The sequence below is a fragment of the Secundilactobacillus kimchicus JCM 15530 genome (assembly GCF_001433995.1).
Lineage (GTDB): Bacteria > Bacillota > Bacilli > Lactobacillales > Lactobacillaceae > Secundilactobacillus > Secundilactobacillus kimchicus.
Map to the genome: position 1 here is coordinate 1 of NZ_AZCX01000006.1, position 14,932 is coordinate 14,932.

The following is a 14,932-nucleotide window of genomic DNA, read 5'->3' on the forward strand; positions in this document are numbered from 1 at the left end:
TCAACGGTTTATATGGACGGTTATTTGATTGCTGATAACATTACTCATTATAAATTAATTTGTCAAGAAAAAAGTGAGGCTTTAGGTTGACCGCCGTCTCCATCGGCGGTCAACCTAAATTAAGTGAGTCTGGGAAGGGTCGTTGTTGAAATTAAGACAGACCGCAATATGATGGGCATTTGACGGGGTTGAAAATTATTTAGGCGGTCAATTTGCTGGCGTATCACTGGTTTAGCTCGGTCGGATTGGTTACTCTGAAAATTAAAATGAAATGAGGGGTTGACAATCAATTCTTAATCCGGTAATCTTATCACCAATCAAGAAATCATTCATAGGAGTTATCCATCATGACGACAATTACAAACCGACAATTAAATCGATTTAGTTACTATTGGTCAAAGTAGTGTCTACACCGTCCAGGTTGCAGACACTCATCTGCAATCTGTGCGGCCAATAGTTTTTCGGCATGATTCGGTCACACAGTTAGGGTTTTCAAAACACTGTGTGACGGGACTCCGTTATATAATTGACGTGGACTAACCTCCCGCAGTGTTTTGAAAACACTAGCGGGAGGTTTTTTGTTACTTCAAGAACAGCAAGTTAGGATTGGGAAGAGGGGGACGCCATTGATCGACGGACATACTAGTTTATACGGGTTCATCGCAGACCCGGCGAAGCACAGCCTATCACCACTGATTCACAACACGAGTTTTCAGGCTTTAAGTCTGAATAGTGTCTATCTCGCGTTTGAAGTTGACCAGGCTCATCTTGCCGATGCGGTCAATGCGATTCGAACGCTGCCGATCCTTGGTGCAAACGTTTCGATGCCGCACAAGCAGGCCATCATACCACTGTTAGATTCGGTCACGGAAACCTCACAACAGCTGGGGGCGGTTAACACCGTCATTAATCGTGATGGTCGGCTGATCGGTGATAGCACCGATGGTGAGGGGTTTCTAGGCGCGTTAGCGGATGCGGACGTTGCGGTTAAGAATCAGTCAATCGTTGTCTTAGGCGCGGGGGGTGCCGGCCGTGCCATCATTGCAGCCTGTGCACGAGATGGCGGACACGTCACCGTGTTTAAGCGACGGAATGCCACGTATGAGTCGGTCAGCAACCGGTTGGCCAGCTGGTCAGGTGACATTACGGTGCGCCCTTATGACGATGTTGGCCAAATGCAAGCGGCCGTCGCAGCAGCGGATATTGTGGTTAACACCACTAACGTCGGGATGGCAGGCGAAGGTGACTTACCGGTTCCACCCGAAGTTTTAGGGCAATTGCACCCCGGTCAGGTCGTCGCCGATGCCATTTATTTCCCGCTTGAGACAGCGTTGCTGAGACAGGCTCGGCGACAGGGCTGCCAAGTGTTAAACGGCTTGGGAATGCTCGTTCATCAAGCAGCAGATTCATTTCAACAATGGACTGGCGCTACCATGCCAATCGAAACGGTTAAGAAAGCCGTGCAGCAACAACTCCTAAATTCAACCAAATAACGAAATGAGGCTTTTATTATGATTATTGTTTTAAATGAAAAGAACACCCAAATGGCACAAGAACTGCAACAGCGTTTCAATGGCACTAACGACGTCTTCGTTCATCGTAACCGGGTGGCTATTCAAGGCATTTCCGCAGCTGACTTAACGGAAGCGGAACGCCAGGCTGCTGACGAGTTGATTGAAGATGTTCCGGCCGCGGTTCAAGGCAGTCGGTTACTGCACCCAGAAGACACGGTCATTAACACTGCCCACTCCGTCATTGGTGGCGACAACTTCACCATGATGGCGGGACCATGTTCCGTTGAATCACTCGAGCACGTGACAAAGATGGCGGCCGTCGCAAAAGCCAGCGGTGCCACGGTTCTGCGGGGTGGTGCCTTCAAGCCTCGGACTTCGCCATACTCCTTCCAAGGACTGGGTGAAGAGGGCTTGATTGCGTTACGAAAAGCAGCTGATCAATACAATATGGACGTGTTGACGGAAGTCATGGACGATGAACACGTCAAAATGGTCGCTAAATACACGGATATTTTCCAGATTGGTGCCCGAAACATGCAAAACTTTTCGTTGCTTAAAACGGTCGGTCAAACGAATATTCCTGTGATGCTGAAGCGGGGCATGTCAGCTACCGTTGACGATATTTTGAATGCGGCAGAATACATTGCCGCTGGCGGTAACCATAACATCATGATTTCCGAGCGTGGGATTCGGACGTTTGATAACAAATACACCAGAAACACGATGGACGTCGGCGTTGTGCCAGTGCTCCAAAAGCTGACCCACTACCCGGTCATCATTGATCCGAGTCATGCGGCTGGGCATACCGAATTCGTGACACCGTTAGCGCTGGCTGGAACAGCTGCTGGGGCTTCGGGATTAGTTGTTGAAATTCACGATGATCCAGCACATGCCTTTTCCGATGGCGCGCAAGCCTTAAAGCCAAATGAGTACAAGGCGATGGCCGATCAAGCTTACGCTATTCGGGCAGCACTGACTGGAGTGCCAGCTCAGGTGCAAGCGGAAGCGGGGCGCTAAGATGCAGACAGTTACGGTGGATTTACCAGGTAAGCGGTACGACGTGTTGATTGAACAAGGCTTACTGGCGGCGATTGGTGATTTGGTCGCTCAGCAGTGGTCGCCACGTAAGGTGGCCCTGGTGAGCGATGATAACGTCGCCCCGTTGTACCAACAACAGGTTGAACAATCACTAGTGGCTGCTGGCTTTGACGTCTACCGGTACGTTTTTCCGGCGGGGGAAGCTTCGAAATCCCTGTCGGTTCTCGGCGACCTGGCCCGACAAATGGCGGCCGCCGCGTTTAATCGTGACGATGGGGTCATTGCGTTAGGTGGTGGCGTGACCGGTGATTTGGCTGGTTTCCTGGCGGCAACCTACATGCGTGGCATCAGCTTAATTCAGGTGCCGACTTCCTTGTTGGCCCAGGTCGATAGTTCGGTCGGGGGTAAAACTGCTGTGGATCTGGACACCATCAAAAACATCATCGGGGCCTTCTACGAACCTGACCTGGTGGTGATTGATCCGGATACCTTGCAGACCCTCGAACCCCGCGACCTCGTTGAAGGGTATGGTGAAATCGTCAAAACGGCCGCGTTAAAGGGCGGCGATTTCTGGCAGTTGATTGAATCAATTGACTCGCCAGCAGCCATCATGGTTCATTCACCAGAGTTGAGTGCCCGGTCGATTCAATATAAGGCTGATGTGGTGATGGCTGACGAGACCGAGAGCGGCCAGCGGCAACTGTTAAACTTTGGCCACACCATTGGTCATGCTGTGGAAGCCTTAGCGGCTGGCGACCTGCGTCATGGGGAAGCTATCAGTATTGGCATGGTAGCACTCAGTCAGCGATTTGAAGCCGCGGGCCTCAGCGAAGCGGGCGTGACTCAAGCAATTACGGATCGGCTAACTGCGGTGGGGCTACCGACAACGTCTGCATTGCTGGAATCCGACCAAGTGTTGGCTAAGGTGAAAAACGATAAAAAGAACCGTCATGGTCACTTGAACCTAGTTTACTTAAAAGCCGTTGGAAACCCGGCCATTCAGTCGGTCCCTACGGCAGAGATTGCCAATTTTCTACAACTTAAATAACCCGATTTAATTCAAGGAGGTGGGGACCAGAGACCAATCCGGTGTTGAATGATGTTGAATTGAAAACTTTTAAAAAACCGCTTTGAAGAGTTAGGGCCTCTTCAAAGCGGTTTTTGCGTCTCAAAATCTGTCGGCTGCGTTACTTCACTAAGTAGACGTGGTCTGCAATTAAATCAAACTGGAAGTAGTGGGCGTTTAGAGCCTTCACAGCTGGACTGTCCACAAACTCGGCGTTTTGCCAGAATAGCTTGGAACCCGTTGCGCCGTTTCGCTCTCCGACGACGACAAAGTCAACCGGATGATCGAGCGCTCGGATTTGTCGCAATAGGTCCCAATCAATGGTGAGGCCGTCTGGGGACCAGGCCATGATGATGACGGCGACCTGATTGCCGTACTTAGCCACCGCTTCACTGGCCGATAGTGGTTCAATATCGGTGACGGGGTGGCGGCCCGTTTCATTTTCAGCGGTCCAGTCCTTACTGTCCGTCGCAATAACGGTTTGCCCATTATCCTGGAGGCCCTTAGATACATAGCCGTTGCCAGCCATGACTTCCAAGGCAGGGCGACCGTCGACAAAGTCAGCGAGGTCCTTGACAAAGGGGGCCGAGATATACGCCCACATGCCATATTCGGTTTCTAGGTAATCGCGAAATGACCGGAGTTTCTCATCAAGGTCGGGTAAGGCGGCTGAGAGTTGGTCCCACAACCGATCCCCTTCTGGATCGCCGACGGGAAACTGGGCGTTAATCCGTTGAAAGATAACGTCTTGGGTATCATCTGGTAAGAGCAGGTGGGGAAGGGTCTGGGGGAGTAAGCCGTGCTTCAGTAACCGATCAGCCTGTAAGACATTGTTGATGAGGACTTTGATGGTGGGGTAATCGGCAAAAAGGGTCTGGTAGGCAGTCATTGCGGCAATGTAGTCAGTGGGTTGACTGGTCGTGGACGCTTGGTGTTGGCGGGCCCGTTTTTTTAATTTTTTAAGTTGCTTGGGGTTCATATGAGTGGCCTCCCTTTAATCGAAAAAACGACCGTTAATCACGGCCGTCCAAATGCAAATCAAGTGATTCTTGGTGATCAAGTGGTGGTTCGGGCACAATCCGGCGGCCCTTTCCGTGTAAGTAACCATTGATCAATTGGAAGACTTCATAACGGTCTTCCGAACTTAGTGGCTGTTGATTAAACGTCAGCATTTTGCCGGATAAAAACAGGCGACTCAGGTCGTATTCATCCCGTTCAGCCTTACCGGCCAAGTAATCCATTGTGACGTCAAAAAACTCGGCCAACTTACGGACCTCCATATAGGAAGGAATCCGGATGCCGCGCTCCCAATTACCAATTTGAGCCGCGGTATTTTGATGTTCAGCGTCGGGTCGGAAATGCTGATTGAGTTCTTCAGCTAACTGGTCCAAAGTCAAACTTTGTCCGCGCCGGAGTGCTCGGAGTCGTTCTGGGAACATGGTCATCACCTCTATACCAACCATTATAGCATTAATAGTGGCGAAAATCTTTGCAGGAACTGAGGGTTAACCGGGGATTAGCCGCATTATTTGGCGTGCAAGACCGCTAATGTCGCGATGAAGACGACCAGAAAGGCGCTTTGCCCCGTTCATTATTGTGATGGTGGTTGCCGCTCAGTAAAAGCGCTAAAAATCCTGACTCAATCGCATGAATTCCGCCACGTCTTTTTCAATCAGGGCGGTGCCTGCCTCCCAGAATTCGGGTTGCGTCAAGTCGACACCAAGGTGTTTTTGGGCCAGCGCTTCGGTGGACATATTGGCGGTATCTCGCAGCAGTGCAATGTAGGCAGATTCAAAGTGCTCGGTTGTTTGGGACTTGGCGTAAAGGCCGAGGCTGAAGAGGTAGCCAAAGGTGTAAGGGAAATTGTAAAATGGCACATCATCAATGTAAAAGTGGCCTTTGCTGGCCCAAAAATGGGGCGAGTAGCTGCTTAGCCGGTGATCAAACGCCTCTTCTTGGGCCTGCAACATGAGCGTGTTGAGGGCGCTTGGTGTGAGAACCCCTTGTTTTCGTTGTTCGTAAAACCGAGTTTCGAATAAGTACCGGGCATGGATATTTAAAAACATCGCCAATGGATTGACCATCTTAGCGTCTAGTAACATTAACTTTTCGGCGGGTGTTTTAGCCTCTGCGACGTTGGCATCAGCCACGATCATCTCGGCAAAAGTTGAGGCCGTTTCAGCGACGTTCATCGCGTAGTTCTGGCGGAAGTAGGGGAGATCTGTCATCACCCGGCCATGAAAGGCATGACCAAGCTCGTGAGCGATAGTAGCGGCGTCGTTTACCGACCCGGTAAAGGTCAAAAAGATTCGCGACTCACCAGTTTCAGGTAAACTTTCCATGTATCCGCCGGGCTGCTTGTTTGGTCGATCCTCCGCTTCAATCCAGTGGTGGTCAAATGCGTATTTTGCCAACTCCGCCATCTTTGGCGAAAAGGCACCAAACTGCTTGATGATAAAAGTGGCTGCCTGATCGTAGGTGAACTGGCGCGGCTTTTGATTGCCCAGGTGAAGGGGGGCCTCAACGTCCTGCCACCCTGCCTGGGATTTCCCCATCAAGGCTGCCTTACGGTCTAAGTAGGCTAACAGTGGCTGCTTGTGAGCGATGACAACTTGCCAAATCGTATCTAGTGTCTTGCGTGATAAGCGGTTCAGCATTAGTGGTTGCTGTAACACGTCATCGATTCCGTGAGCGGCATAATCAGTCAGCCGGGAACCGGCTAAATGGTTGAGGGTGTCCGCAAATAGGGCCTGTTTATCCGTCCAAGCTGCCTCCCATGCGGGCAGCAGTTCGCTGCGGTAAGCGACATCGGGATTGCCAAGAAGCTGGTTATCTGCTTGCCCTGCCGATAGCGTGACCGGAGTGCCATCTGGCCGGTGAAAGGGAACGGTGACTTGGCTAACAAGCGAATCGTAGTGACTCGACCAAGCGTGTAGACCATCAAGGTTTAATTGGCTGATGAGGTGTTCTTGATCAGCGGGTAGTAAGGTTTGGCCAAGTTGGCGCATTTCCGTGAGGTTAAACGCGATGACGCCGAGTTGAGGCGCTTCAAGTAAGTGGTGAAAGTCAGTCTCGCTGAGTTGGCTGAGCCGCCGTTGGAGCCCCTTTTGGATGGTATCAACTCGGACTTGGAGTTGTTGGGTTTGGTCAAGTAATGGCTTGACGGCTTCATTTGTGATGTCATCAGATTGGAGGGCGGTGGCAAACACACTCACTTGGGCCACTCCTGCTGCGGTCTTTTGAAGTTGATCGATAAAGTCGGCCAGGCCTGCAATCGGCATCTCAGTGGCCTTGGCGGCTTGATCCAAGTCCGTTAGTTCGGATAATAAGGTGGTTATTTTTTTAGTCAAAGCGGGTGAGTGAACGCCGCCGGAGAAGATACTATCAAGATCCCAGTTTAAGCTGTAGGTCATGGTTAAGCCCCCTAAAAGTTGTTAGCGCCATTATAGCAAAGAATCTCAAAACGGTTCAGGGGGGCGCTATATTGCAATTTAGGGACGACGCTCATATAATTGTGTCTGTTAACGCCATAAACTAATGATGAGGGGTATTGAAACGTGAACAAGAGATTGAAACATTGGTTGATTGGCCTCGCAGTTGTTTTAGGCGTCGCAGTAGTGGCCGATATCGCTGCGGGCTATTATTTTTATAATGTGGCCGTTGCGCGAGGCAAGAAAACGTTTATTAATAACGACTCGCGAATTGAGAAGCATGATCCGCAGTACCGGGAAAAAACGTGGTATGCGAATGCCAAAAAGCTGACTTGGCACGAAACGTCAGCGACCGACAATCTGAAGCTGGTTGCGAATTACGTGCCAGCTGCTAAGAAAACGACTAAAACCGTTGTGATTGCCCACGGATTTGGTGGTAGCAGTGAACGGATGGGGGCCTATGCAGGGTTATTCCACGACCTTGGCTATAACGTCTTACTACCTGACGATCGCGGAAGTGGTCAGAGTCAGGGGAACTACATTGGCTATGGTTGGCCGGACCGGCTAGATTACATTAAGTGGATTAAGCAGGTCATCAAGCACAATGGTCGAGATTCCCAGATTGTGTTATTTGGGACTAGCATGGGCGGCGCGACGACCATGATGGTTAGTGGCGAAAAGACCCCCGTCCAGCTTAAAGCCTACATTGAAGATTGTGGCTATACGAGCGTGTATGACGAGATTGTCTATAAGGCTAAGCAAATGTATCATTTGCCGGAATACCCACTAGTTCCAACGGTCAGTGCTATCAATAAGCTCAAAAACGGCTATACGTTTAAGCAGGCGAGTGCCCTTAATCAGGTGAAGAAGAACCATAAGCCAATGCTGTTTATTCACGGGGGCAACGATGACTTTGTCCCGACCCGGATGGTCTATCCCTTGTATAGGGCAGACCGCGGGCCCAAACAGTTACTTGTGGTCAAGGGGGCAGCCCACGCCGCGTCGTTTGCCCACGCGCCCAAGCTTTATACGCAAACAATCCGAAACTTTTTGGCTCGGTACTTAAATTAATAATCAAATGCGAGTTAAAGCAGGAGCAGCCCAGTATCAATCAAGGCCACTTCTGCTTTTGTCGTTTAACCGGCGGGCGGTTAACGAATGGGTTTAGAATTCCCCTCGGGTAGCGTATAATACACTTAGTTACCACCAGTTTTTAGTGAAGAAAGGAGTGCCGAATTGATTGCAACTCTAACCATCATTGTCGCAGTTGTGTTGGGCCTTGTGGTTGGCGGGCTTAGCCGCCGGCGCCAGTACCAACAAGACATCGCGACTGCTAAGCAAAAAGCCCAGGCACTTCAAGATGCGGCGGCAATTGACGCCAATCAACGGGCCAAAGCGTATTTAATGCGCGCCAAAGAATCGATCAACACGGACCGGTTAGCAACCGAAGATGAGCTTACCAACCAAATGGCAGATATTGAAGCACGGCGGGATCGAATGACGCAGCGCCATGAAACGTTGAATCAACAGGAGCGTCGCTTAAATCAGCGACAGGCTCACATCGATGATACGCAAGTTGAATTGGATGATTCAAAACAACTGCTGGAAAAAGCTCGAACGGTTGCGGATGCTTTAACGGACCAGCGTCAAGTTGAAGTCGCCAAACAAGCCGAGCTGGATTTGATTACCGCTCAGCAAATGATTCGCAACCAAACGGCCCGAGAGTTGAGTCAGGAAGCTGAAAGTACCGTTCGTGAATTAAGCGATAACGCTGAGGCGTCAGCTGACAAAACCGCCCGGTCGTTAATTATTGAAGCCATTCAACGGGGACCAGTAGACTGGCCAAGGGAGCATTTTGAACACACTGTGTTGGTCCCGACTAGTGAGGCAAAGAGCCGGTTGATTGGCAAAGAGGGTCAACACATTCGCCTTCTGGAATCATTAACAGGAACCGACCTGATTTTTGATCCTGATCAAACTAACGCCCTTCAAATTAGTACTCACGATCCCATTCGGCGTGAAACGACACGGATTGCGATTGAAAGTTTGCTGGCCTCACGCCGAATTACGGCAACCACAATCGAAAAAGAAGTGCTGAGCGCTGAAAACGAAGTGCTGAAGGATCTTCGCCAAACCGGTGAACGGGTCGTGAGTGCCCTTAAGATTGGGTTTATGCACCCTGAACTGATTAAAATTGTGGGTCGCCTGAAGTTCCGAACATCATACGGACAAAACGTTTTGAGTCACTCCGTTGAAGTGGCTCAGATGGCTGGTGTCATGGCAGCCGAATTAGGTGAGGATGTCCGGTTAGCTAAACGGGCAGGCTTGTTACACGATATCGGAAAAGCGGTTGACCACGAAATTGAGGGGACCCACGTTGAGTTAGGGGTTGGAATTGCGGAGACTTACGACGAAAATCCGGTCATTATTAACGCGATTGCTTCGCACCACGGCGATGTCGATATTACCTCGCCTATCTCAGTTCTAGTTGCGGCTGCCGATTCGGTATCGGGCGCTCGGCCAGGAGCTCGGAGTGAGTCGGTCGAAGAGTATATTAACCGGTTAAAGAACTTGGAAGCCATTGCTAACGCACATAAAGGCGTCCAAGAAAGTTACGCCATTCAAGCGGGACGTGAAATTCGGATTGTGGTTAAGCCACAAGAATTGGATGATCAAGCGAGTGTGACGCTAACGAATAACGTTAAGGACCAGATTGAAAAGGATCTGACGTATCCGGGTAAAATTAAAGTTACAACGATTAGAGAACTCCGTGCGGTAGAGTACGTGGGCGATCGACCAACAAAAAAGAAGAAAAAGAGAAAAAGAGCTTAGCCAAGCTTAGCTCCTAAAAAATGCCAACCCTTCAAAATTTGAAAGGTTGGCATTTTTTAGTTGGTGGAAATTAGTCATCGTCAGCTGTTGCGATGACTTTAAAGTTATGATTGACGGTCGCGTTGACTTGCGGATGCCGCCGGAGATAATCCGCAATGATTTGACTCATTGGCGTCTTATTTTCAGCGATAATTTTATCTGCTTTAAACATGTGATAGTGACCACCGCCACCAGCTCGATACCGGTTTAGAGCGATGGTGAAGTGTTGCGAATCCTCAACCGGGCGGCCTTGATAGGTGAGGTTTTCGATTCGATGGCCCATGGGTTTAGCAACGTTGATCGTGTAGTCCACGCCTTCGTACATGTCATAATTATAGTGCCGCAATTTGGGCGTATAGTAAGCCGGGTTGACCACGATTTGATGATTTGAAAGAATAAAATAGTGGGCGGTCTGCTCCAGTGCCTGCTTGAGGTCCTTGCCACTAATTTCCGACAATGCAAGGCCGTCGGGGTAGACGTAGTTCGTCATGATGTTGCGCATGGTAATGGGATTTTCAAACCCGTGGCCTTCGTTGTTAAAAATGGACGTTGCGGATAAGTCAGCACCCATTGTTTCCATCTGAATTTTTTGGATAAATTCAGTGTAGGCAGTTTCGGTGATGCGGGCATCTTCGGCTCGGTCAAAGGTCATGTCCCCGGTGATGGTCGCTAACGGTTCGGATAGCCAATTATCAACGGTGGTATCAAGGGCCTTGCTCTGAGTCAAAATAGCGGGATCGTATGTAGATTGGCTGGCATCTAGCAGTTCAGCTTGACCGCCGATCACGGTGTAGCGCTGGTTGCTGGTGGGTTCAAGGTCCAACGTGATCTTGCCCACTGCTTCGCCCCGGTAACCCGGTTGGGTAACGGGCACGCCAAATAACCGCGTTGCAATTCGGCGGTGTTGATGGCCAGTAATGAGCGCGTCGATACCAGGCACCTCTTGGAGGAGTTGATACGCTTCGTTCTCACCGGTACTTAGAGAAGTGAGCAACTTACCGGTTTCTAAGTCGCGTTCGAATCCACCGTGATAACTGATAATCAGCACATCAACTAGTGGTCGTAGAAACGGCACGAGTTCGCTGGCCACCGAAACGGCAGAACGGTAATGAACGTCGTGCACGTCTGCGCGATTTTTCCACTGAACAACGGCTTTGGTGGTGAGACCAATAATCCCAATTCTGACACCGTCTCGTTCAATAATCCGGTATCGCTGACCCATAAGTGGCCGGCCAGCCCGGTCCAGTAGGTTAGCGTTGATAATGGTGCGGTCGCTGGCGTTGATGGCGTGTTCAAGGTAGTTGGTGCCATAGTCAAATTCGTGGTTACCAAGGACCCCAACGTCATAGTGAATCTGATTATAAATATTAGTGAGCGCAAACGGATCATTTCCGGGATGAACCCGGGCAACGTAGTAGGCTAGTGGCGATCCCGCCAGAAAATCACCGTCGTCAATTGTCACCACGGGCCCGGTACTGTTCCGCTGGGCTTCAGCAATCGTGTTAGCGGCTCGAATGAGTCCGAACGGCATGTCGGCGCCTTTTTCCACGTAGTTGGTTGGAAATACGAAGCCGTGGGTATCACTAGTCGACAAGATGGTCAGTTTCACACGAATAGCCTCCTTTTTGGTCGGTTAACCAAGACCTTATAATACTTAAAATTATAGGCTATTTAGTGCTCAAAGACAATCTGGACGGATTGTATCGGGCGGAAAGTTGAATCCTTGTCGCCTTAAGGTATGATAGAAGAACAGGGAGGGTGAAAATGAAAGATAAGCAAAACAATCAACCGGTCTCGGAACCGGAGTTACCAGAGTGGTATAAGAACCGACACCGACCACTGCGGAAGTTCTGGTTCCGGTTCAAGGGTGAAAATTGGGTAACATGGGCAATTATGCTACTTTGTGGCCTAGGGTTTATCCTGTCATATTTAGCTATGACATCGGGCAACCTATTGAGTATTGCTACGGTTTTTTCGGCTTTGGGTTGGCGTGGTGGCCCAACTTCTAATTGGTGGGGTCTGCTGCTGAATCAGTTTGTCCAAGTGAGTGTGATGCAACTGATTTTTAACTTGGTATTTATTTACTTTGTAGGTCAGTGGCTCGAACCAGTCCAGGGACATTTTCGGTTCTTAATGACGTTTTTGTTCGCTGGCGTTGGGGGCCAATTAATCGCGGGTTACCTTAGTCGGTTCGGGTTGCCAGTTGGTATGAGTACGGGAAGCACGACGGCCGTTTTTGGTCTGTTGATGGTGGTCGTCGTTGAGGCCTTCATTTTAAAAACGGGCGTTAACGAGGCGACTGGCCGATACGCCAGTTTGCTGGTCATCATTAACCTGTTATTGAGCTTTGTATTGAGCGGCAACTACGGCGTTTTGAGCGAGCTTTGTGGGTTAGCATCTGGGTTCATCGCGGCGTATCTCTGGCCACCGTTGCGAGCTCGTTCGGCTGCTAATTTACGGACGACGATATTGGGCTCACTAGTCGGCGTTGTTCTGATTGGGATTGCCTTCATTGCAGGATAATTTGAAATTAAATAGAACGAAAAAAAGCCCGGTTACCTAACGTAACCGCGGCTTTTTAATTTGATTAATGGCTCTAATCTCAGTGCCCTAATTTGGGGGAAGTAGGGCTCCAATTTGGAGTAGGCATTTCGTGATGGGGTTCACGGAATAGGGTTTCCACCTTTTGAGGAGGGGGATAATATATGTGAAGCCTTAGTGTTAATTGATAACTACTAAGCTACGGTTATTAATATAAAACCAAACTGTGAAGAAAGTGTGAAGCTAACGTAACATCTCTGTAACAGAGTTTGTGAAAAGATAACAACCCCCGGTATATCAACTATTTGCGCTTTGCATGTACACAAGTTGATCCATTGATATTTTTGAATGGAGCTCGTTGACAAGCGCATCAGATAATTTTTGTTCGTTAGCAGCGCGCTGAACGAAGGCGTATTCATACTGAAAGGCCTGGATGAAGAGTTGGTCTTCTTTATCGTTTGTCGCTTCGTTGCGGTTGAACCGACTATGACGAACGGTGTAATAATGGCGAACAACCTCAACTTCCGTCTGGTTGGCGGCGGTTTCGACTTGATTTAAGTAGGTCATCACGGCTTGGAAGCCGCGGTCCTCCATCTGTGCCATGAGCTGCTGCTTGGCAGCCATAAAGTCAGAGCCACGTAGTTGTTGACGGACGCTACGACGCTGAGCCCGGGACCATTTTTGCGGGTCCTGCCGAATATTTGCTGGAATCTGGGCCATTGCTTCTTGAACGACTGCGGGTAACGGCCGATTTTCCGATGACCGTGCGGGTAGGGCGCCAGATGGCCCCGTCAAAAAGCGGCGTTGGTTTTCTTTGGAAAATGTTTTGGCCTGCTGCCGATAGTGCTTCCGGAACGTTTTTTGGGCGTGCTTTGGAAACAGTCTCAGGGTTAAGAGCCGGCCCCACATTTTAATGCGGGCAAACGGGCTGAGAAAGGCAAATTGCAACTGGAAGATTTGCATTCGATTGTACTTCCATCCGACGGTGGCGTCAACCTCGCCCTTTTCGATCATATCGCCGATTGCGGCGCTTTCAACTTCGCCCGTTTGCTCTAGTAACTGGTGGACTTGCTTTTCATCGGAGACTTGGTGGTGCCCGCGTTGACTGTTCAAAGTTTCAATCACGGGGGCCAATATCGCGTGGTCGTCAGTTGCTGATTTTAACTGATCCACCGCAAAATTGACCATTTGGGTAATTGCATCATCCAGCTCAGATTGGCTAAAAGACGCTTGTTTTTTATCGATTAATAGCGGTAATAGTAGGGTGGGAATGATTAAACTTAACAGGATCACGGTACCAGAAATGAAAATAAGAGAGTTCCGGAACGGAAAGGGGTGCCCGCTTAGCGTTAGCGGTAACGAAAAGGCCATTGCCAGGGTAATGGTTCCGTGAACGCCGCTGATAGCTAAAATGAGCCGGTCCCGGTTGGCGTGAGTTGACTCAGAGCGGAGGTTAACCAGGTTGAAGGCTGGCCAAAGGTAGCGAAGAAGCGTCATGAGTGCGTAGAGGCCAATCGAAATCACGATGAGTTGGGGCATGTGAGACGTGTCGCTACTCGTGAGATTTTGCCAAACCTGTGGCATGACAGTGCCCAGTAAGACGAAAACAAAGCCGTTTAGGAGGCTAGTTAGGATGGTCCAGGTGCTGCGAGTGACCACTTGGGTCTGCGTTGAAGTGAGCTGGAGCCGACGCATCTGCATCCCGTGGACAAGGCCAGCAGCCACTACAGCCAAGATGCCGGATAACCCTAACTCTTCGGCAACCATGTACACTAAAAACGGCGTCATCACATTGATTGGAAGGTCAACTGCAACGGCGTTCATCGCCTTTTTTTGAAAGGCTTGCCGCAGTAGCACGACCAGCATTCCTAAAATGAGGCCAAGAATAATGCCGCCAAAGAACACGATGATGAATTGTAAAAGGCTGTGGCCAACGGAAAACTCACCGGTTGTAAAGGCGGCGAGGGCTAGGCTCAAGGCCACTAATCCGGAGGCGTCGTTAAACAGTGATTCGCTTTCCAATGCGTTCATGGCGTTTTCAGGGACCTCTAAATCGGCGGTAATGGACTTGACCGCAACGGCGTCAGTTGGCGTCACGATAGCAGCTAACGCAAAGGCAAGTGCTAGGGGAATTGCCGACCAGATTGCGTGAGCGAAAAGGCCCCCGACGACAACGGTGACGACTGCCAGAAGGACGGCTAATGACAGGGTGGACCGGAGATTGCGCCGCAGACTACCAATGTTGACAGTCTGACCGTCGTTAAACATAAGCGGTGCGATGATGAGTAACATAAACAGCTCAGGTTCGAGATGAAAGTCGCTAAATGAAGGAACTAACGACAGAATTAACCCAGCTGCAATTTGGTAAAACGCTAGTGGTACTCTTGGAAATAGGTCGTAAACAATATTAGCGGCGACGGCCGCCGTGACCAGTAAAATGACCATAACAAAAACAGACAAACAGAGTCCCT

The 14,932-nt window shown here is 49.9% G+C and carries 11 protein-coding genes; 6 read left to right on the plus strand and 5 right to left on the minus strand.

Going from position 1 to position 14,932, the window contains the following annotated elements:
- Positions 1 to 626: 626 nt before the first annotated feature.
- From FC96_RS08395 to aroB, 3 genes are read left to right on the plus strand one after another with little or no spacing between them, the layout of a single operon-like run.
- Complete coding sequence (locus FC96_RS08395) at positions 627 to 1,493, plus strand: shikimate dehydrogenase (protein ID WP_055679922.1); 867 nt, start codon at positions 627 to 629, stop codon at positions 1,491 to 1,493.
- Positions 1,494 to 1,511: 18 nt separating this feature from the next.
- Positions 1,512 to 2,531 (plus strand): 3-deoxy-7-phosphoheptulonate synthase, encoded by a 1,020-nt coding sequence (gene aroF / locus FC96_RS08400; RefSeq protein ID WP_055679923.1) that lies wholly within the window; start codon positions 1,512 to 1,514, stop codon positions 2,529 to 2,531.
- Between the two features lies 1 nt (position 2,532).
- Entirely contained in the window at positions 2,533 to 3,600 is a 1,068-nt protein-coding gene (aroB, locus tag FC96_RS08405) for a 3-dehydroquinate synthase (protein WP_056942674.1), read from the plus strand.
- 139 nt (positions 3,601 to 3,739) lie between these two features.
- On the opposite strand, the gene FC96_RS08410 is transcribed toward aroB, so the two are convergent.
- From FC96_RS08410 to FC96_RS08420, 3 genes are all read right to left on the minus strand, one after another.
- Complete coding sequence (locus FC96_RS08410; protein WP_056942675.1) at positions 3,740 to 4,597, minus strand: hypothetical protein; 858 nt, start codon at positions 4,595 to 4,597, stop codon at positions 3,740 to 3,742.
- Positions 4,598 to 4,631: 34 nt separating this feature from the next.
- Complete coding sequence (locus FC96_RS08415; RefSeq protein WP_056942676.1) at positions 4,632 to 5,057, minus strand: helix-turn-helix domain-containing protein; 426 nt, start codon at positions 5,055 to 5,057, stop codon at positions 4,632 to 4,634.
- A gap of 186 nt (positions 5,058 to 5,243) precedes the next feature.
- Positions 5,244 to 7,031, minus strand: coding sequence for a M3 family oligoendopeptidase (locus tag FC96_RS08420; protein ID WP_056942677.1), 1,788 nt, complete (start codon positions 7,029 to 7,031; stop codon positions 5,244 to 5,246).
- 144 nt (positions 7,032 to 7,175) lie between these two features.
- Here FC96_RS08420 and FC96_RS08425 point away from each other — a divergent pair, with 144 nt between their 5' ends.
- On the plus strand, positions 7,176 to 8,120 hold the full coding sequence (locus tag FC96_RS08425) for an alpha/beta hydrolase (protein ID WP_056942678.1): 945 nt from the start codon (positions 7,176 to 7,178) through the stop codon (positions 8,118 to 8,120).
- A 165-nt stretch (positions 8,121 to 8,285) separates the two neighbouring features.
- Complete coding sequence (rny, locus tag FC96_RS08430; RefSeq protein ID WP_056942679.1) at positions 8,286 to 9,881, plus strand: ribonuclease Y; 1,596 nt, start codon at positions 8,286 to 8,288, stop codon at positions 9,879 to 9,881.
- 70 nt (positions 9,882 to 9,951) lie between these two features.
- Here rny and FC96_RS08435 read toward each other — a convergent pair whose 3' ends face one another.
- Positions 9,952 to 11,529, minus strand: coding sequence for a bifunctional metallophosphatase/5'-nucleotidase (locus FC96_RS08435; protein ID WP_056942680.1), 1,578 nt, complete (start codon positions 11,527 to 11,529; stop codon positions 9,952 to 9,954).
- A 155-nt stretch (positions 11,530 to 11,684) separates the two neighbouring features.
- On the opposite strand from FC96_RS08435, the gene FC96_RS08440 reads away from it, so the two are divergent.
- Positions 11,685 to 12,443 (plus strand): rhomboid family intramembrane serine protease, encoded by a 759-nt coding sequence (locus FC96_RS08440; protein ID WP_056942681.1) that lies wholly within the window; start codon positions 11,685 to 11,687, stop codon positions 12,441 to 12,443.
- Between the two features lie 315 nt (positions 12,444 to 12,758).
- Here FC96_RS08440 and FC96_RS08445 read toward each other — a convergent pair whose 3' ends face one another.
- On the minus strand, positions 12,759 to 14,921 hold the full coding sequence (locus FC96_RS08445) for a cation:proton antiporter (RefSeq protein WP_056942682.1): 2,163 nt from the start codon (positions 14,919 to 14,921) through the stop codon (positions 12,759 to 12,761).
- Between the last annotated feature and the right edge of the window lie 11 nt (positions 14,922 to 14,932).